The 17,339-nt window shown below is 34.2% G+C and carries 22 protein-coding genes; 13 read left to right on the forward strand and 9 right to left on the reverse strand.

All coding sequences use genetic code 11. The annotated features are described in order from the left end of the window. Positions 1-41 precede the first annotated feature (41 nt). From rpsP to FC66_RS00810, 6 genes are all read left to right on the forward strand, one after another. Positions 42-317, forward strand: a complete 276-nt coding sequence (gene rpsP, locus FC66_RS00785; protein ID WP_057973464.1) for a 30S ribosomal protein S16 — start codon at positions 42-44, stop codon at positions 315-317. Between the two features lie 10 nt (positions 318-327). After that, positions 328-573, forward strand: a complete 246-nt coding sequence (locus tag FC66_RS00790; RefSeq protein ID WP_057973465.1) for a KH domain-containing protein — start codon at positions 328-330, stop codon at positions 571-573. Between the two features lie 71 nt (positions 574-644). Next, a complete protein-coding gene (gene rimM, locus FC66_RS00795; protein WP_057973466.1) occupies positions 645-1,160 on the forward strand; it encodes a ribosome maturation factor RimM in 516 nt (171 codons plus the stop codon). A gap of 2 nt (positions 1,161-1,162) precedes the next feature. After that, the gene (trmD, locus tag FC66_RS00800) at positions 1,163-1,894 is read left to right on the forward strand and encodes a tRNA (guanosine(37)-N1)-methyltransferase TrmD (protein WP_057973467.1); all 732 of its coding nucleotides are present in this window, start codon (positions 1,163-1,165) and stop codon (positions 1,892-1,894) included. Positions 1,895-2,023: 129 nt separating this feature from the next. Then, positions 2,024-2,371 carry a 50S ribosomal protein L19 gene (rplS, locus tag FC66_RS00805; RefSeq protein ID WP_057973468.1) on the forward strand — a complete coding sequence of 116 codons (348 nt, stop codon included), beginning with the start codon at positions 2,024-2,026 and terminating at the stop codon, positions 2,369-2,371. A 79-nt stretch (positions 2,372-2,450) separates the two neighbouring features. Continuing rightward, positions 2,451-3,092, forward strand: a complete 642-nt coding sequence (locus tag FC66_RS00810) for an SAP domain-containing protein (protein WP_057973469.1) — start codon at positions 2,451-2,453, stop codon at positions 3,090-3,092. Positions 3,093-3,425: 333 nt separating this feature from the next. Here the strand turns inward: FC66_RS00810 and FC66_RS00815 are convergent, their stop codons facing one another. Further along, positions 3,426-3,893, reverse strand: a complete 468-nt coding sequence (locus tag FC66_RS00815; RefSeq protein ID WP_057973470.1) for an Rrf2 family transcriptional regulator — start codon at positions 3,891-3,893, stop codon at positions 3,426-3,428. Between the two features lie 117 nt (positions 3,894-4,010). Between FC66_RS00815 and FC66_RS00820 the strand changes: the two genes are divergently transcribed. After that, positions 4,011-4,856 (forward strand): SDR family oxidoreductase, encoded by an 846-nt coding sequence (locus tag FC66_RS00820; RefSeq protein ID WP_057973471.1) that lies wholly within the window; start codon positions 4,011-4,013, stop codon positions 4,854-4,856. A 156-nt stretch (positions 4,857-5,012) separates the two neighbouring features. Here the strand turns inward: FC66_RS00820 and FC66_RS00825 are convergent, their stop codons facing one another. Both FC66_RS00825 and FC66_RS00830 read right to left on the reverse strand, forming a co-directional pair. Then, the gene (locus tag FC66_RS00825) at positions 5,013-5,711 is read right to left on the reverse strand and encodes a VIT1/CCC1 transporter family protein (protein ID WP_057973472.1); all 699 of its coding nucleotides are present in this window, start codon (positions 5,709-5,711) and stop codon (positions 5,013-5,015) included. Positions 5,712-5,728: 17 nt separating this feature from the next. Then, positions 5,729-6,409, reverse strand: a complete 681-nt coding sequence (locus FC66_RS00830) for a VIT1/CCC1 transporter family protein (protein WP_057973473.1) — start codon at positions 6,407-6,409, stop codon at positions 5,729-5,731. 131 nt (positions 6,410-6,540) lie between these two features. Here FC66_RS00830 and FC66_RS00835 point away from each other — a divergent pair, with 131 nt between their 5' ends. Next, positions 6,541-6,999 carry a Fur family transcriptional regulator gene (locus FC66_RS00835; RefSeq protein WP_057973474.1) on the forward strand — a complete coding sequence of 153 codons (459 nt, stop codon included), beginning with the start codon at positions 6,541-6,543 and terminating at the stop codon, positions 6,997-6,999. A gap of 186 nt (positions 7,000-7,185) precedes the next feature. Beyond that, complete coding sequence (locus FC66_RS00840) at positions 7,186-7,740, forward strand: DUF4352 domain-containing protein (protein WP_057973475.1); 555 nt, start codon at positions 7,186-7,188, stop codon at positions 7,738-7,740. Between the two features lie 41 nt (positions 7,741-7,781). Here the strand turns inward: FC66_RS00840 and FC66_RS00845 are convergent, their stop codons facing one another. Next, positions 7,782-8,822: a protein kinase domain-containing protein gene (locus FC66_RS00845; protein WP_057973476.1), complete on the reverse strand. Its 1,041-nt coding sequence runs from the start codon at positions 8,820-8,822 to the stop codon at positions 7,782-7,784. 47 nt (positions 8,823-8,869) lie between these two features. Between FC66_RS00845 and FC66_RS00850 the strand changes: the two genes are divergently transcribed. Further along, a complete protein-coding gene (locus FC66_RS00850; RefSeq protein ID WP_057973477.1) occupies positions 8,870-9,292 on the forward strand; it encodes a hypothetical protein in 423 nt (140 codons plus the stop codon). Positions 9,293-9,348: 56 nt separating this feature from the next. On the opposite strand, the gene FC66_RS00855 is transcribed toward FC66_RS00850, so the two are convergent. After that, complete coding sequence (locus FC66_RS00855) at positions 9,349-10,566, reverse strand: multidrug effflux MFS transporter (RefSeq protein ID WP_157051973.1); 1,218 nt, start codon at positions 10,564-10,566, stop codon at positions 9,349-9,351. A 49-nt stretch (positions 10,567-10,615) separates the two neighbouring features. Then, positions 10,616-11,608 (reverse strand): MBL fold metallo-hydrolase, encoded by a 993-nt coding sequence (locus FC66_RS00860; protein WP_057973479.1) that lies wholly within the window; start codon positions 11,606-11,608, stop codon positions 10,616-10,618. A 113-nt stretch (positions 11,609-11,721) separates the two neighbouring features. On the opposite strand from FC66_RS00860, the gene FC66_RS00865 reads away from it, so the two are divergent. Further along, entirely contained in the window at positions 11,722-12,078 is a 357-nt protein-coding gene (locus tag FC66_RS00865) for an iron-sulfur cluster biosynthesis family protein (RefSeq protein WP_057973480.1), read from the forward strand. 39 nt (positions 12,079-12,117) lie between these two features. Here the strand turns inward: FC66_RS00865 and yjeM are convergent, their stop codons facing one another. Together yjeM and FC66_RS00875 are read right to left on the reverse strand one after the other, a co-directional pair. Beyond that, entirely contained in the window at positions 12,118-13,593 is a 1,476-nt protein-coding gene (gene yjeM, locus FC66_RS00870; protein ID WP_057973481.1) for a glutamate/gamma-aminobutyrate family transporter YjeM, read from the reverse strand. Positions 13,594-13,625: 32 nt separating this feature from the next. Continuing rightward, a complete protein-coding gene (locus FC66_RS00875) occupies positions 13,626-15,062 on the reverse strand; it encodes a C69 family dipeptidase (protein ID WP_057973482.1) in 1,437 nt (478 codons plus the stop codon). Positions 15,063-15,279: 217 nt separating this feature from the next. Between FC66_RS00875 and FC66_RS00880 the strand changes: the two genes are divergently transcribed. Further along, positions 15,280-16,170 (forward strand): YitT family protein, encoded by an 891-nt coding sequence (locus FC66_RS00880; protein WP_057973483.1) that lies wholly within the window; start codon positions 15,280-15,282, stop codon positions 16,168-16,170. A gap of 15 nt (positions 16,171-16,185) precedes the next feature. Beyond that, on the forward strand, positions 16,186-16,374 hold the full coding sequence (locus tag FC66_RS00885) for a 2-hydroxymuconate tautomerase (protein WP_057973484.1): 189 nt from the start codon (positions 16,186-16,188) through the stop codon (positions 16,372-16,374). 92 nt (positions 16,375-16,466) lie between these two features. Here the strand turns inward: FC66_RS00885 and FC66_RS00890 are convergent, their stop codons facing one another. Further along, positions 16,467-17,279: a Cof-type HAD-IIB family hydrolase gene (locus tag FC66_RS00890; RefSeq protein WP_057973485.1), complete on the reverse strand. Its 813-nt coding sequence runs from the start codon at positions 17,277-17,279 to the stop codon at positions 16,467-16,469. Positions 17,280-17,339 lie beyond the last annotated feature (60 nt).

Consider the following 17,339-nt stretch of genomic DNA (forward strand, 5'->3'; position numbering starts at 1 on the left):
TATTAATTATTGTTGAAGTAGATATCAGGAGGTGTATATTAATGTCAGTAAAAATTCGTTTAAAACGTATGGGTTCTAAAAAGAGACCGTTCTACCGTGTCGTTGTAGCTGATTCACGTTCACCACGTGATGGCCGTTTCATCGAAAACGTTGGTACTTACAACCCATTAACAGAACCACAAACAGTAACACTTGAAGAAGAAAGTATTATTAACTGGTTGAACAATGGTGCACAACCATCAGATACTGTTCGTAACATTCTTTCAAATGCAGGCATCATGAAGAAATTCCATGAAGCTAAATTCTCTAAAAAATAAGGACGATTAAATGACTGAAGCAGAAGTGACAAATTTAATTTTAACAATTGTCAAACCGCTTGTTGAAAATCCTGATGATGTCCAAGTTGGACAGAAGCAAGATGATCATTATGTCTATTTTGAATTATCTGTGAATGCAGATGATATTGGCCGTATTATTGGGAAGCACGGACAAGTTGCGCAGGCTATTAGAACAATAATCTATGGTGTGCGTCTAGCAAGTTCGAAACGAGTGCGTCTAAACATATTAGATTAAAATAGTAACTCTTGAATGAAGCAGGAATGTTTTGTTTAGGAGTTTTTATTTTACAATGAAAAGGAGCAAATATGGATTATTATCAAGTAGGAACCATCGTCAATACTCATGGGATCAGAGGAGAAGTTAGAATTATGGCAACAACTGACTTCGTTTCTGAACGTTTTAAAAAGGGAACCGTCTTGTATCTGTTTGATAAAAATGGTAAACAAGTTATTTCATTAACGGTTATGACCTATAGACATCATAAAAATTTTGAACTCGTGACGTTTGAAGGATTACAAGATATTAACCTGGTTGAAAAATATAAAGGTCTGGATTTAAAAGTGGCTGATGAGGGTCTTCAAGAATTAGAAGAAGGTAATTATTATTACCATCAAATTATTGGGTTAGACGTTCAAAACGAAGACAAAGAAAAAATTGGGACCATTTACGAAATTTTAAGTCCAGGTGCCAACGATGTATGGGTTGTTAAACGACAAGGTAAGGGTGATCTGCTATTGCCCGTTATTAAAGATGTTATTAAAAATGTTAACATCGATAATAATCTTGTAACAGTTGAACTTTTAGATGGATTGGACGACTAAATATGAAAATTGATGTTTTGAGTTTGTTCCCAGAAATGTTTGATGGACCGATGAAACAATCAATTGTTGGTAAGGCAATTGATAATAATGTTCTTGATTTAAAATTAACTAATTTTAGAGATTTTACGACTGATAAACAGAACCATGTTGATGATTATCCATATGGCGGTGGCGCAGGGATGTTACTGCAGGCGCAACCAGTTTTTGACGCTCTAGAAGCCGTTCAAAAAGAATCTAACACAAAAGGTAAAGTTATTTTGTTAGACCCAGCTGGCCGTAAATTTGATCAAAAAGTTGCCGAAGAATTTGCCAATGAAGAACATTTAACCTTTATTTGTGGTCATTATGAGGGATACGACGAACGTATTCGTGAACTTGTAACAGACGAGGTTTCACTTGGTGACTATATCTTAACGGGTGGTGAACTCGGAGCAATGGTTATGATCGATGCAACGGTTCGTTTATTGCCTGAAGTTTTGGGTAATAAAGAATCAGCCCCAGGAGACTCTTTCTCAAATGGTTTGTTGGAATATCCACAATACACACGACCAGCGGATTTTAGAGGGATGCAGGTTCCAGATGTATTAACAAATGGAAACCATAAATTAATTGAAGAGTGGCGTCAAAAAGAATCATTAAGACGAACGCTTGAGAGAAGACCGGACTTGTTGGAGGATATCCAACTATCTAAGCAACAAGTTGAATGGCTAGCCGATATAAAATCAGAGAAGTAAAGGAAATTACCTTTACGCCTCTAAATTAATATGATACACTTTCAAAAGTGGTTAAAAGCCACATAAAATTACGATATTCCGCTGGCATATAAATGTGTATGAATTTCTGTCGAAAAGGAGATCCAAATTATGAGTCCAATGATCGCAAAACTTACAGAAGCACAATTACGTACAGATATTCCTGAGTTCCGCCCAGGTGATACTGTTCGAGTTCACGCCCGTGTTGTTGAAGGCACACGTGAACGTATCCAACTTTTCGAAGGTGTTGTTTTAAAACGCCGTGGTAAAGGTATTAGCTCAAGCTACACTGTTCGTAAAATCAGTAACGGTGTCGGTGTTGAACGTACTTTCCCATTGCATTCACCTCGTGTTGCTAAAATTGAAGTTATCCGTCATGGTCGCGTACGTCGTGCTAAATTGTACTACTTACGTGCTCTTAATGGTAAAGCTGCTCGTATTAAAGAAGCTCGCCGTTAGAAAGACGTTAAAAAGCCCTGATATTTTATCAGAGCTTTTTTTAATTTAATTTTTAACTAATTAAGAAAGGAGTATGTGGATGACAATAAGACCTGACTTTAATAAAAATATGACTAGTGAAATATTTAAAAGTTACTATTGGTATAAGGTAGAATTGGAGCAAGTTTGTAGAAATTATTTGCTACCACATTTTGGAACGAAAGCAGAATTGACTCAATATATAATTTTATTTTTAGAAGGTGAAAAAGCAGAAAATATAAATCCCACTAGAAAAATTCGAAGACAAACATCTACTGTGTTGACTGCTGATTTAATTACTTCAAAAACCAAGTTGTTAAATTCAGGATTTTCTCTTAATAATGAAGCAAGAAAGTTTTTTGCTAATTATTTTGGTGTTCAGAAATTTTCATTTCGAAAATCAATGGGAATTAAAATGAGAAAAGCTGAAAAGACTGCATATATAAATGCTACGGTAGCGGACTTAATAAAATTTTTTAATATAAACCTAAATAATTCCATTAATAATAATGAAGAAAAAACTTATCAGTGGAACAACTTTGTCAAAGATTTTTTTAATGATTCAATTTCAAAAGAATATAGTTCTCCTATGAAGGTGGCAGCAATATTGTGGAAAACTGTACGAGATTCTAATCGAGATAAAAAATATAGTCGCGAATTAGTTATTAAGAATAAAGTTCTAATAGCTGAATTTCTCAAGTAGTGTGAATAAATGAAAATATTACTGATTTAAATATTCAGAAGTAATTGGTAAAATACATAGACTTAAAAATTAAATAATGAGTTGATTGAAAATTAGTATGATTAGACATATGGAGATTCCTTCTTTCTTATTAATTTTTCTGTGGTAAGCGAAATAGATAGTGGAACCTGGATGACCCCGTAACCAAAAGTCTAATGGCTTTTGGTTTTTTTGTTATTATACAAAAAATCTGTTGTTAGTAATAGAAAGTTAATTCTATCACCAACAACAGATATTGTAGACCCGTTTATTATATTTGTAATCATTGTAAAATTTATTTTCAGTTAACATATTTCAAATAAATGGAATCATAATTTCTGAATTTTCGGGTCTACGGTCTATTTCTGATGCAGCGATTTGCTGAATAATGCTACTTAAAGTTATTTGATCCATTTTTTTTTCAATAGATTCTTGAAGTAGTGCATATTGCTCAGATAAAACATCTTGAATGTTACCACCAACAAAGCAGGCAGGATTTGTTTTAGGATCTACTTGAATTAAATGGTTTTCACCCTCGATACTCTTATAAATATCTAACAAACTAATTTCTTCAGGTGACTTCGCAAGTACTGCTCCCGCTTGCCCATTGGCGGTGATAATTAAATTAGATTTTTTTAAATGACTCATAATTTTTCTGATATTCGATGGATTGGTTTCAACACTTTCTGCGATATTTTGACTAGATAAATGCTTAGTTCCTTTCGACATTTCAATATATGCCAAAATATGAATTGCATCGCTAAATTGGACTGAATATTTCATGATATTAATGCTCCTTCTTAAATGTAAGTCTTGACTATTTGCTCGATAGGTATTATTCTATACCTGTGATAAATAAATGTACAGGTAATTTAAAATATAATTTAAGGGGCGATTAAGATGACATATTTAGTAACGGGTGCAACTGGTGGTTACGGTAGTTACGCATTGAAGGTTTTAAAGGAATTAGTGCCAGTCTCAGAGACTTACGTACTGGCTCGTAGCGAAGAAAAAGGTCAGGCACTGAAAGATGCTGGTTATCACGTTCGCATTGGTACATATTCTGATGAGGTATCAATGAAGGAAGCCTTAACGGGTATTGATCGATTGCTTTTTGTTTCAATGGGTACTGATAATCGACAAGCTAATCAAAAAAATGTTGTGAGTGCTGCAAAAGAAGCGGGTGTGTCATATATTGCATATACAAGTTTTCCAGATGCAGATAACTCTAAGAGCGGTCTTTCAGGTGATCATCGATTTACGGAAAAGCTAATTAAAGATTCTGGAATTGCGTATACTTTTCTACGTAACAACTGGTACCTAGAAAACGAAATGCCTATTATTGGAGCTGCTATGGCTAGTGGTAAATTTGTGTACGCTGCGGGAGAAGGTAAGACGGGATGGGCATTGAAACGTGAATATGCTGAGGTTGGTGCGAAGGCACTCGCTGGATCCGATTTCCCGGAAGTACTTGAATTATCACGTAAGCCAACAACTTACGTGGAACTCGCTGAAGCATTGGAAAAAGGGACAGGCAAGAAATTAGAAGTGATTTCTGGTAGTGATCAGGTGTTCATTGATAGTTTAATGGCTGTCGGATTACCTGAAAATGTTGCAGAAATCTTCTTGTCTTTTCAATATGATATTAAGGACGGGCAATTAGACGTTAATTCAACAGACTTTGAGAAAGCCCTAGGTCACGATTTAACGCCTTTCCCCGAAGCGTTGAAGGAATTGTTAAAATAATAATAAAATTTTGATAGTACTTATTTTCTATTCAGGGATAATTGGTCCGGATAGAAACAAAAAATCCAAGTAGTTACTTTAAACGGAAGTGTTTTATTCTAACCGTTATGTGAGTAGTTACTTGGATTTTTTTATGAATTAAATAGAATAATGCGTTTAAAAGAACTGTCCGATACCATAATGAATGAGCATTGTGATGAATCCAATAATAATATTTCGAATGATGGCAACTTTAATTTTACCATCCCCTAATTTAGAACTAATAAATGCTGTTAGGGCTACGGCTATGGAAACAGCAATTATTGTGCCCACCATTTTCCAATTACCTGGTAAAATGATAATAGCTAATAATGGGAAGATACCACCTAGTGCCGCAGAAATAAATGAAGAAAAAGCAGCATCCCAGGGATTCATATAGTGTCCTAATTCAAGTCCGTATTTAACGCTAATAATGGTTTCTAATGGCTTTTTCTGCATTAATTCTGTTGCAATCTCAAGAGACGTTGCTTGAGAGACACCCTTTGAAGCGTAAAAGGATTGAACTTCTTCAATTTGAGTTGCGCGGTTTGTCAGCATTCTTTGTTGTTCAACGGCGACGGCTGCTTTTTCGGTATCACTTTGTGAACTAACTGAGGCGTACTCGCCGGCTGCCATCGAGAATGCGCAGGCAATTAAATCGGTGAGTCCTGCAATGAAAATAATAAAGTTATTTGTTGTAGCGGCGGCAACACTGAACAAAACGCCAACGACGGTTAAAATACCATCGTTAGAACCCAGTATACCTGCACGAAGTGAATTAAGTTTTTCATCCATTGTTTTATATTTTTTGGTATTAATTTTTGTTTCAGTTGTCATAAATAAAGTGTCCTTTCTTAGTGCGCGAATAAGGTTCCGATGAAATATGTAACTAACATAGTTAAGACGCCAGAAATGATATTACGAATAATGGCTTTTGAACGGTTTGAATTACCTAAAGTAGCAGCACTAAATCCAGTAATGGCAAGTGCGATAATAACGGAAATAAATGTGGCCGTAACTTTAAATTTAGCGGGGAACATGGTGATGGCTAGCAAGGGTAGTAAAGACCCAATAGGGAAAGAAATCATTGACGCAATGGCGGCTGCATAAGGATCTGTGTAAACCTCGGGGTTAAAACCATATTTTTCACGGACGATAGTCGTTAGCGGGTTGGCAGTCATCATTTCTGTTGTTGCTTTCGAGGCTAACGTTGATGAAATTCCGGTTTTTAAATATTTTTTATAAACAAATGCGTATTCATCATCGTAATTATTTTTTAAATTAAATTCTGAATCAGCCGTGGCAACTTCTTGTGAATCTTTTTGAGTACTTACGGAAACATATTCTCCCATTGCCATAGAAACCGTACCGGCTAACATACCAGCGATACCTGAAATGAAAATTGAAAAATTATTACTGGTGGCACCGGCGACACCAATGACAATTCCAGCGACTGAGAGAATGCCATCGTTGGCACCCATGACACCCGCTCTTAGAACATTTATTTTCTGCGATAGAGATATTTTTTTAGACATAAACAACTCTCCTTTGTTATAATGATTCTAAATATATAATCATTATAAACTAAATTAATCGATAATGTCCATAAATTTTATAAATTATGCGATAATGGTTGTAGCTAATCGAGAAAACGGGGGTCGTTGAATTGACTGATAAGAATTTAGAACAAGCATTGGATATTTTAAAAGATCGTGGTATAAGGATTACGCCACAACGAAAGGTAATTCTTGAATACTTGGTTACGCAACATAATCATCCATCTGTTGAACAAATTTTTAATGGTATTAAAGATGGTAGCGTAGGCCTCGGCATAGCGACCGTGTATAATACGTTACAAATACTGGTTGCTCAAAAATTAGTTATCGAATTATCAAATGGTGATGATGGTAAAATGCGTTATGATTATTTCGGCATTCCACATTATCACGCTATTTGTCTTAATTGTGGGAAGATAACGGATATATTCACAGAATTAACTTTTCATGAGGCAGAGCGTGAGGCAGAACAAAAAAGTGGTTATCTAATTGAAAGTACACATGTTGAAACACATGGTTACTGCCCAGAATGTCAAATAAAGCTGGGACTGACGAAGATTAATAAATAATAATGGAAAAAGTATTATCGGGTTACGTTGAATAAATAACGCAAGCTAATAATACTTTTTTTTATTTGTGCATTTTAAAATAAATGGAAAAATTTAAAAACTATGCAAAATGCAGACGTTTTTTAATTGTTAATTTATTATACTTAAAAAAGTAATAAGAGTTTAATTTAGAAGGAGTGTATTAATTTGGCAAAAAAAATAACAGATGCGGATGGGAATACGTATGTTAAGAAGAAACCATTCTATAAACGAGTTTGGTTTTGGATTTTAATCATTATCTTAGTTATTGCTGGAATTTCAGTATCAAGTAGTGGTTCTTCAAATGGGGGAGAAAAGGTTGGTTCAAGCACGCAATCGACTAAAAAAACGACACAATTTTATAAAATTGGCGATTCTGTTAAAGTGGGGAAAGTTACCTATAAATTAACGAGTGTCCAAACGACTACAGAACGTAATGAATACGCTGATACAAAACCAAAGAACGTTTTTATCGTTAAATATACGGTTGATAATCAATCGGAGGATGACGTTCCAGTTGGAACAGATTTAGAGGCTTATGGACCTGATAACAAGAAACTGGATTCATACGCATTAAATACAACATTAGATGCAGTTGCTGCAGGCAAGCAAATGGATGTAACGGCTGCATATGGGACGGATGAACTTGGACAGATTGAACTCCAATTTTCACCTTTAGTTTCGTTTGATAAGGCTGCTAAATTCAAAGTTAATTTAAAATAATAAAATACATCTAAGAAAAATAAATCTTTCTTAGATGTATTTTATTGTATTTTAATTTTTAATAATGTTGCAATTGTTGTCAGCAGGAAGCCATTAATAGTAAACCAGATGATGATAAACAGGATTATTCCGATTATTTTTAATGAAAAAGTACCATTTGTGAAATAATTGATTGGTTTAATTCGATTAAAATAAGCTAAATATCTGAAAAAAAGATACGGAAGGAGCATTAAAGTGGAAACAATTACCCAATTAAATCCTGTTTCAGCCAAATTGTTGAGATTAAATTCAGAAAGAAGTGATATGATAAAAAGAATATAGACCGTCCAATCTAAAATGGTGAACATTGGTTTCGATTTTTTTTTGGAAGTTAACGCTTGTTGCATGTCACTAATTGTCTGAAAACGTTGTGCCGGATCAATTTGGGTTGCTTTTTCAATGACGAATCTTAGATTTTTAACTTTTGAGCCGGTTAAATCTAGATTTGATTGTAATAACACTAAATTTAAAACAACTCCCAGTGAATAAATATCACTTCTAACATCTGTTTCCGCAAAACCAAAATGTTCCGGTGAAGCAAATCCAATTGTTCCTAAATGGACGGTATCACTCTGTAAATCGCCCTTATAGATTCTGGCTGCATGAATATCAATTAATTGGTAGTTGCCGTCTGTAGTTTGAATAATGTTAGTCAATGTAATATCACGATGTAAAATACTTATTTCATGTAGGTCCGAAAGGCTATCTAATAATTGAGTGGCAAGCTTAATTATTTGTTGGAAGGTTAAGGGTGTGATATTTACGACATCGGTTAGTGTTGAGCCGGATATGTATTCCTCAATTGTCATTTTAAGTGTTGGCTCCGTAATTATTTCAACAATTTTTGGCATATGACGTGGTATTTTATTGTTGTAAGCAGCAACTAATTGTAAGTCATTGTCAGAAATCAATTTAGCGACAAAAATTTGTGATCTTTTTTTAACAAGCAATGGACTTGGTGAGTCGCTTTTAAGTCTATTAATAACTTGATAGTCGTGGGAAAGTAACAGAGTTTCTATTGTGTCATCTGAAGGAAATATCAAAATATTTCAACCTTTCAAAAAATATAGTTGTAGGGAGTACTAATATAATGGATAAAAATACCAGTGAGTTTATTAATCAAATAAAAAATGCAGACTCAAGTGATCATTTAAATAATTATCAATTTATCCCAAGTGATGCAGCGGGACATTTGAAAAATTTATTAAAATTAAAAAAAACAAAAAAAATTGATGTTATTAGACGTGCTGATTTAAATGCAAGTTCCGCGTATCAATGGTTTGATGGACGACGTAATCCAAATAGAAATGCACTAATTTCGTTAGGATTTGGATTTGAATTATCTCTAGAAGAAATGAATATCTTATTGAAACAAAGTAACTACTCACAATTATACGCAAAAAATAAGCGAGATGCATATATTATTTATTCGCTACTACATTCAGAAAATAAATCTGAATTAGAAACACACTTGACGATGAACAATCTAGAACCATTGTATGAAGAAAAATAAAAAGGCGACGACAACCAACTTAATTGAGAAGGTTGTCGTCGCCTTTTTTGAAAAAGTTAAATTTCCACTTTTTTTCTAGAAATACTTAAATAAATGATTAATGCACAAAATTCGCAAATTAAAATTAAGATGGTCATTGGAATATACGAATGGTCACCCATGATGCCAACAAACGGTGACAGGATACTTCCAACCAGATTCATACCTACGCCTAAAACGGCGGATGCACTTCCGGCATGTTGGCCTTGTTTTTGCATTGCTAATGAAAATGCCGTGGTATTGACAAGTCCTACCATTGAGACAATGAGGAATAAACTAATTAATACTAAAGGTAGTGAATTACTGATGAACAGTGATATTGTTAATAACAAGCTTCCAAGTAATGCGAGATAAACACCCAATTTAAGCCCAGTATTTTCGGAAAAACTATCTGAAATTCGGGAACTTAACTGAGACATTAAAACAATACCGAATCCATTGATTGCATATACCAAACTAAACATGTTTGATGATAAACCGAATAGATTTTGTAAAACAAATGAAGATCCTGAAATATAACAGAACATTGCACCAGAAATGAATCCTTGAATCAAAGCGTAACTTAAGAAAAATTTATCAGAGATCAAATTTTTAAGAATGTTACCTGTCGAATCAAGAGCAGCTTCTGATTTAGATTTAGAGAGTGTAACTTCATTTGTTTCAGGTAAGGTTATTAATACGACAAAGAATAGCAATAGGCCAATGATGGTTAGAATAACAAAGATACCGCGCCAAGATGTAAATTTTAAGATGAAGCTACCAATTATTGGCGATATGATTGGGAAAATACCATTCACTGCCATTAAAAGAGAGAAGAACTTTGTTAACTTTTTACCGGAATATAGATCACGGGCAATTGCCCGTGAAATAACAAGACCGGCAGATCCGGCTAATCCTTGCAGTAAGCGTATACCAATTAAAATAGTTATATTTTGGCTTGTTGCTGCAATGACAGATGTAACGGCGAATAAGACTAAACCCCACAATAAAGGTTTTCTACGGCCTATTTTATCGCTATATGGGCCTACGATTAATTGACCAAGCGCTAACCCTAATAAACAGGTGGTAATTGTTAGTTGAGTAAGGGACGCATTTGTATGTAGATGTTGTTGGATAACCGGTAAAGCAGGTAAATACATGTCCATTGAAAGTGGCCCAAACGCGCTTAATGTTCCTAGTAATATCGTTAAAAATAACTCATGTTTTTTTGGATTTTTAAAATAAGTTAAAACCAACTGATTCACGTCCTTTTAAATGATTAAATAAGCATACCATAAATAAATGTTAGTAAGATACCGTATTATCGGTAAAATTTTGGTCCATTACGATTAGTTGTTTAGGACTGACTGATAATCTATTTAAAAGGTCATGTACATCTAATTGAGATAGATGTGAACTAATGGAAAGTGCATTTTTATTTTTGTCGTCTTCAAAATAATCTGCGAGAACATATATATTTTCGGGCGTTATGGTAAATGAATCTGAGACATCTTTAACGTTGATTAAAATATATTTGGCGGGATTATTTTTAATTACCGGAATACTGGAACTATCTAATAGTAGAGTTCTTGATTCGGGATAAAAGTAAGCTAATAAGTGATTTAACTTAGAATTAAGAACAACTATTTTATCTAATTTTTTAGCTAGGACGGTTAAACTGTAAACTAAATGAAGATTTTCATTAGGTAAAGTGATGGTTGTTAGATCGTTTATTTTAAGTTGTTTATTGAGGTGGTCCAGAATTGTAATTTCAGTATAATTATTAATATTTGGTTCATAATTAGCATCTAAAATTAACGCGTCCAATGGTGATTGATTTATATAGCGGATCCATTTTTTTGTTCTCTTCTTATGAGGCCCGTTTAACCTTGTATCTCCGGTAAAGAAAGCCCGTCTGTGATTATCATCTTCGATTAAAAATGCCAGAGATCCGGTATGTATAGAATCTGATAAAAAAGCTGTAATCGTAAAACCATCTATAATTACGGGTATGTTAACTGGGATAATCTTATAATTTAATTGTGTTTTTTCAAGTTCACCTAATAAAATAAGTTGTTGTCTCAATTCAAATGCTTCCTTTGATAAGTAAATAGGTAAATCAGTCATAAGTTTTGATGAGAGAATTTTTTCTTGTGCGTCTATTGAGAAATGCGTTAAAAAAAGAGCAGTTACTTTTTCTGTGGGGACCGTATTCACGTTAAATTGGATTGTTGAATGTGAACGCTCAAACTTTAATTGAGTACCGTAACTATTTTTAGTTAAATTAATTGTGGTCATAATGTGCCTCACTTTCTAATTAAGGTTATCATACCACGACATTTGAAGTCGGTATAGTTGTCATGAATAATAGATGGTGTACAATATAGTTATTAAAGAAAGGTGGTAATCTTATGTATTTAAAAGCTAGTGAGGATGCAAAGAAGAAAATTATGAAACTTGTTGGTGATGATTCGGATATTTTGCTTGATTTTGATGACGGTGTTGGTGCTTTATCAAAAGCGGGAACATGTTCATTGGATTCGAGCTTCAGATTATTGATCGTCAACAGTCAAAATGATAGTGAAGCATATGATGAAATCATCGAGTCTGATTTAGGGCCAGTCAGAGTAAAAGGATATAGTAAGACCTATATGGACGAAAATATGCAACTCTTGATTAATGAGAGATTTAACACGTTATCGTTGCATGGTGATAATTCAGGTCTATTAACAGGTACAGTTAAATTAGAAAATTTTGCCAAGAATTAATAAAAATGACGTAAACAATTTCTTGTTTACGTCATTTTTTTATTTATTTTTTAATTTTCGTTCATAACGAGAGTAGTAAAGGAAGGCAACTAATCCAGAAATAACGGGACCAGCGACCATCCAAAGGGCGTTACTTAATGAGTCACTGATGACTGTGAAGATAATTCCAAATGCTAGAACTAACCAGACGAAAATAGTAATAATATTTGTCATGGTTTTATTTTTATACACTTCAAAAGGTCGATTTAAATCTTGGCGTTTTTTGAAAAATGGAAATGCACCAATTAGGAATAGGTAAGGAACAGAGGTTGAGATATTACCCATTAACGTTAATTTTGAATAAAATAATGTTGAATTTGAACCACCGAATGATACGGCCATGATGATTACGATTACGACTATAGCTTGAACCCACATTGCAAATTCAGGAATGTTGTGTTTGTTCAATTTAGTCATTCTTGGTGTCCATATTTCCTTTGGCGTTCCAAGAATGAAAGATTTAAGTGGTGAGTAGATAAGTACAAAGAAAGCGCCAGTATAAGCCATAAACATGCTTAAACCAGTGATTCTGGCAAGGGTATGACCAAAGATTGTAGAAGCACTTGCACTCATGCCGAAGCTTTGACCGGCAAAATTACCAAGGTTTTCCATTAAGACATAAGAAATATTACCCAAGTTAGCATTTTGACCACCAAGTTTACTCCAATTTGTACTAACTCCCCAGAAGAAGATTGAGATGGAATAAGCAAAAAGAATCAGTAAGGTCGAAACGATTAATCCTTTCGGAAAATTCTTTTTGGGATTTTTGATACTGTCTGTGACACCACTAACTGATTCCATACCACCGTATGCGAAAATAGCAAAAACAATAAATGAAACTAAGGCAATAGGTGATTGATAGTTAGGATTTCTAGAAGTAATAATGCTGGTCATACCGTGCCATGGTTCTTGTAACGCACCATGATTAACGATTAAGATGATAACACTTAGTATGAGGAATAAGGCATTTAAGCCTAGAATTGCAATACCACCAATGGAAGAAATCTTAGCAATACTGCTGATTCCTCGACTTGCAACAAATGTAACCATTACAATCCATAGAATAGCAAGGATACCAATAGTCTGTGTAGACGATAAACCAAAGATTGCCCAAGACTGAGTTTGATCACTTCCAGCAAATATTGTAGAAAGTGGAATCCAAACCTTAGAAGCAATTGATACCATCCAGACAATCCATGAGAAAAGCCAGATGAATGTCCCCATGAAAGCAAGTTTAGGGCCAATTGATTCTGCTAACCAAGAGTAGATGCCGCCCTTTGATTCATTTAGTGCTGAACCATATTCAGCGAACATTAGAGCAGTTGGTAAGAAAAAGAAAAATGCGGCTAAAACGTACCAAATAATACTGGCATATCCCATTTGAATGAAAGCGACGGGCGTGTTAGCAAATCCAAAAATTGTTGTAAATATCATTAAAATGAAACTTGTTAGAGAAATCTTCTTTTGTTTGTCCATTAGACTTTGTAATTCCTTTCAGTTTCTTATATTTATAAGTTTTGATCAGTTTTGAAATTTAATGGTGAAAAGTCAGTGGACAGGGTAATTAGTTTGCCAATTAAGGCTTTAACTTTAATCTCGGCATCGCTGGCAATTTTTAGATTTTCTTTAGTTAAAAAATCAGTAAGATCCGCGTTATTTTTTGAAATAGATTTTGACTGAATAGATTTTACGTTAGCGTTAAATTGACTAGCTAGTTCTTTTTGTAAATCCTTTAGTAAAGGCCCAAATTCTAAGTAATGGGAATCAATTAAAATACCTAACTGTTTGTATAACCAATAAGCAGATTTATCGTCATACATATCGGTACCAATTTTGTAATTTTCTGGCGTATCCGTGATACCAGCGAAGAAAGGCACATAAACGCTTTGAGCCGTGACACCCATTGATAGCCAGTGAATACCACCAATTTCAAAAGGTAATGCTGGATTAATTTGTAAAATATGTGATTCTTGTGTTTTTGCTAAACTAACGGGTCTAAATTTATGTTTATCTTGGGTTGACCCTGAACCAATTGGATCATATTGGGTTCCCTGGTAGTGTGACCCGAGGATTTGTTCCAAGTCTTCAAGTTGAATTAAGTTATCCGCTTGACGGATGAATGGGAGGTCCATACTCATAGGATCTTGGGTTTCAGATGATGGCGTTAAAAGTAGTTGGCCATACCAAACTCTTGGTGTGCTGTAGATAGCATCAGATTGGTCATGCGTTCCAAATATATTTCTAAAATTAAATGAGTCTCTTTGATTATTTAGATGATTATCAGTAACGAATTCTTGAATACCAGTGCTGAACATAAAATTCGTAGAATCAGTAAAATCAATTTCTTGAATGGCTAACTGATTGGCAACAACGGCATATGAATCATCTGGAATGCGTTGAGCAACCCAATGGTGACCAGTTGCAATTTCCATATACCAAACATCTTTTTTATCTGAGAATAAAACACCATTTGTTTCGCTTGAACCGTATTTCTCAATTAATGTTCCAAGATAGCTGACACCTTCTCTTGCAGAGTGGATGTAGGGAAGTGTGATGGTAACAATAGCTTCTTCACCAATACCATTTTCAGGTAGCAAAGGATCATAACTTAGGACGCGACTATTAGCGTAGGCACTCTCAGTTGCACTCATGGCGACACCGAATTCATTAAATCCGTCTTCTTCAAAAACGCCAAAATCAGGAGTCCATTCAGGTGTTGATGAATATTTTCCGCGAATTTTTGGTAATGTCATTTTAAACTGATTATCAGGTGATTCGAATAAAGGTGATTGGTCAAATTCTGTATGTGGGTGAACAACAAAATGTTTTGGCCAAGCCGTCTTAGCATCTTCATTACGCCCAATAAATGTTGACCCGTCTGCGGTAGCTTTAGAACCAGCTAAAACGCTTGTACATGCTGAAAAATTGAAAGGGTCCGTTGTCATGGATATTTCTCCTCCTAATGGATAAATTTATATATCACCATTTTATCATTTAATTGTCATTTTGAACGCCATATGAGAATAAATAATCAAAATAAACCGGTTACCTTGCATAATGTTAGTTTAATAGAAAAATTAAATGAGAGATTTCTCATTTTATTAATAATTTTATCTAATAAAAGGTAAAATAAATAGAATCACATATTAAGGAGGGAAATTTATGAAGTTACCAATTTCTGATACAAGTAAACGATTAGGCATGATCGGATTTTCCGGCTTATTGATTGCCTTAGCACTTAATTTCTTTCTGATTCCTGGAAATATTTTTGGTGCTGGCGCAAATGGTATTGCTCAGTTAATTTCTGCCATCTTTAATGACTTATTTCATATTAAAATAGGCACTGGTTATTTAATTATGTTAATAAATATTCCGATTGGTATTTTAGGTTGGTATAAAATTGGTCGCACCTTTACGTACTACAGTATTTTGACCGTTGCAGTGACAACAATTTTTACTATCATTTTACCGGTACATCAATTATCAACTAACCCATTAATGGCAGCATTATTTGGGGGAGTGATAACAGGTGCGGGTGTTGGATTTGCATTGAAATATGGATTTTCAACTGGTGGTATGGATATTATTGCGCTAGTTCTTACTAAGACAACGGGACGAACGGTTGGCTCATTAATGTTATTAACGAATATGATCATTATTTTAACGGCGGGTTTTTATTTTAGTTGGGAAAGTGCTCTTTATACAATCATTTCGAATTACGCTATGTCACGAGTTGTTGACAGCATCCATACTTCTCATGAAAAATTAACGGCCTTTGTTGTTACAAAAAAGGCCGATGTCATTATTAGCACGTTACAAAAATCATTAATCCGTGGGATTACAGTTATTGATTCAAAAGGGGCATTCTCAAACGAGAATAGCAAAGTGTTAATGTTAGTTATTACACGTTATGAATTATATAATTTAAAAATGAGAATTAGAGAAGTTGATCCAAATGCCTTTATAAATTTAGTTAATACGGCTGACATTGAAGGCAACTTCTTGAACTCGGATCAACAAGAATTATTGCGAAGAGAACAATTAACGAAATAAGAAGGGAGAATTATTATGCCTATTGTAAATATTGATTTAATTGAAGGCCGGTCGCAAGACCAGCTTAAAAATTTAGTTAAAGATGTTACTGATGTTGTCGCAAAAAATACTGGGGCACCCGCAGAACATATTCATGTTATTTTAAATGAAATGAGAAAAGATCGTTATAGTGTTGGCGGTGTTTTAAAAAGTGACGAAAACTAGTCACTATTAAAAATGACCTACGGATATTAGTATCCGTAGGTCATTTTTTTACAAAAAAGCTAGACAAGTATTTGTCCAGCAATTAATAAGTATTATTTAGCTAAGTTTAAGTAATCTTCTAGATAGTGGGCAAGTCCATTTTCTTGATTATTTAATGTAGTGACATCATTAGCTAATCCTCTAATTTCAGGAGTACCATTTTGCATAGCAACACCCCAGCCGGCATATGAAAGCATTTCTTTATCGTTACTTTCATCACCAAAGGCAACAATATCTTTCTGCGCGATACCATAGTAATCAGCCAGGTATGAAACGCCAACGGCCTTTTGGATACCCTTTGAAACAACTTCAAGGACTGCTTTTGGGCCACCCCAAGTGTTTACTTCAATCACATCGCCATATTTTTTTAGTAATCTATCCGTAATTAATTGCTTTTTGTCTTGATCAACAAACATAGTAATCGATGTTGGATCATGTTGCAGGTTCTGTTGATTAAGAATCTGATTTGATTTTAAAGCTTGCGGGAAAAAACCTTCAACTAATTGACTTGTGTTATCTGCTAGGAGCATATGTTTTCCTTCAGCAGCCAACATGTTAATACCAAGTTCTTTCCTTGAATTCAGGATATCAAAAACAATATCGCGATTAATTGTATATTCATACGATTTATCCCAATTTTTATGAGGAATGTGAGCCAATGCACCATTAAAATTAATCATTGGTGTTGTTAAGCCTAATGAATCATATATTTGTTTTGAGATTCGATAAGGGCGACCTGTCACAATACTGACAATGTGGCCTTCGGCAGTTGCTTGGCTAAGTACTTTTTTTGTGGTTGAACTAACTTCCGCCTTATTATTTAAAGTGGTACCATCTAAATCAATTGTAATTAACTTTTTATTCATATGTTTATGTCCTCCATTAACTTAATCTAAAATATCATATAACCGTACTGAATTCTAGTA

It is taken from the genome of Dellaglioa algida DSM 15638 (genome assembly GCF_001434695.1).
In the GTDB taxonomy this organism is placed as follows: Bacteria; Bacillota; Bacilli; order Lactobacillales; family Lactobacillaceae; genus Dellaglioa; species Dellaglioa algida.

Bases quoted from the DNA above. Each gene is read 5' to 3' on its own strand.
- FC66_RS00830 (WP_057973473.1), bottom strand. From the start codon at position 6,409: ATGTCTAAAAAAATATCTCTATCGCAGAAAATAAATGTTCTAAGAGCG.
- FC66_RS00880 (WP_057973483.1), top strand. From the start codon at position 15,280: ATGAAGTTACCAATTTCTGATACAAGTAAACGATTAGGCATGATCGGA.
- yjeM (WP_057973481.1), bottom strand. From the start codon at position 13,593: ATGGACAAACAAAAGAAGATTTCTCTAACAAGTTTCATTTTAATGATA.
- FC66_RS00850 (WP_057973477.1), top strand. From the start codon at position 8,870: ATGGATAAAAATACCAGTGAGTTTATTAATCAAATAAAAAATGCAGAC.
- FC66_RS00860 (WP_057973479.1), bottom strand. From the start codon at position 11,608: ATGACCACAATTAATTTAACTAAAAATAGTTACGGTACTCAATTAAAG.
- rpsP (WP_057973464.1), top strand. From the start codon at position 42: ATGTCAGTAAAAATTCGTTTAAAACGTATGGGTTCTAAAAAGAGACCG.
- FC66_RS00790 (WP_057973465.1), top strand. From the start codon at position 328: ATGACTGAAGCAGAAGTGACAAATTTAATTTTAACAATTGTCAAACCG.
- FC66_RS00890 (WP_057973485.1), bottom strand. From the start codon at position 17,279: ATGAATAAAAAGTTAATTACAATTGATTTAGATGGTACCACTTTAAAT.
- FC66_RS00820 (WP_057973471.1), top strand. From the start codon at position 4,011: ATGACATATTTAGTAACGGGTGCAACTGGTGGTTACGGTAGTTACGCA.
- rplS (WP_057973468.1), top strand. From the start codon at position 2,024: ATGAGTCCAATGATCGCAAAACTTACAGAAGCACAATTACGTACAGAT.
- FC66_RS00825 (WP_057973472.1), bottom strand. From the start codon at position 5,711: ATGACAACTGAAACAAAAATTAATACCAAAAAATATAAAACAATGGAT.
- FC66_RS00810 (WP_057973469.1), top strand. From the start codon at position 2,451: ATGACAATAAGACCTGACTTTAATAAAAATATGACTAGTGAAATATTT.
- trmD (WP_057973467.1), top strand. From the start codon at position 1,163: ATGAAAATTGATGTTTTGAGTTTGTTCCCAGAAATGTTTGATGGACCG.
- FC66_RS00815 (WP_057973470.1), bottom strand. From the start codon at position 3,893: ATGAAATATTCAGTCCAATTTAGCGATGCAATTCATATTTTGGCATAT.
- FC66_RS00875 (WP_057973482.1), bottom strand. From the start codon at position 15,062: ATGACAACGGACCCTTTCAATTTTTCAGCATGTACAAGCGTTTTAGCT.
- FC66_RS00885 (WP_057973484.1), top strand. From the start codon at position 16,186: ATGCCTATTGTAAATATTGATTTAATTGAAGGCCGGTCGCAAGACCAG.
- rimM (WP_057973466.1), top strand. From the start codon at position 645: ATGGATTATTATCAAGTAGGAACCATCGTCAATACTCATGGGATCAGA.
- FC66_RS00865 (WP_057973480.1), top strand. From the start codon at position 11,722: ATGTATTTAAAAGCTAGTGAGGATGCAAAGAAGAAAATTATGAAACTT.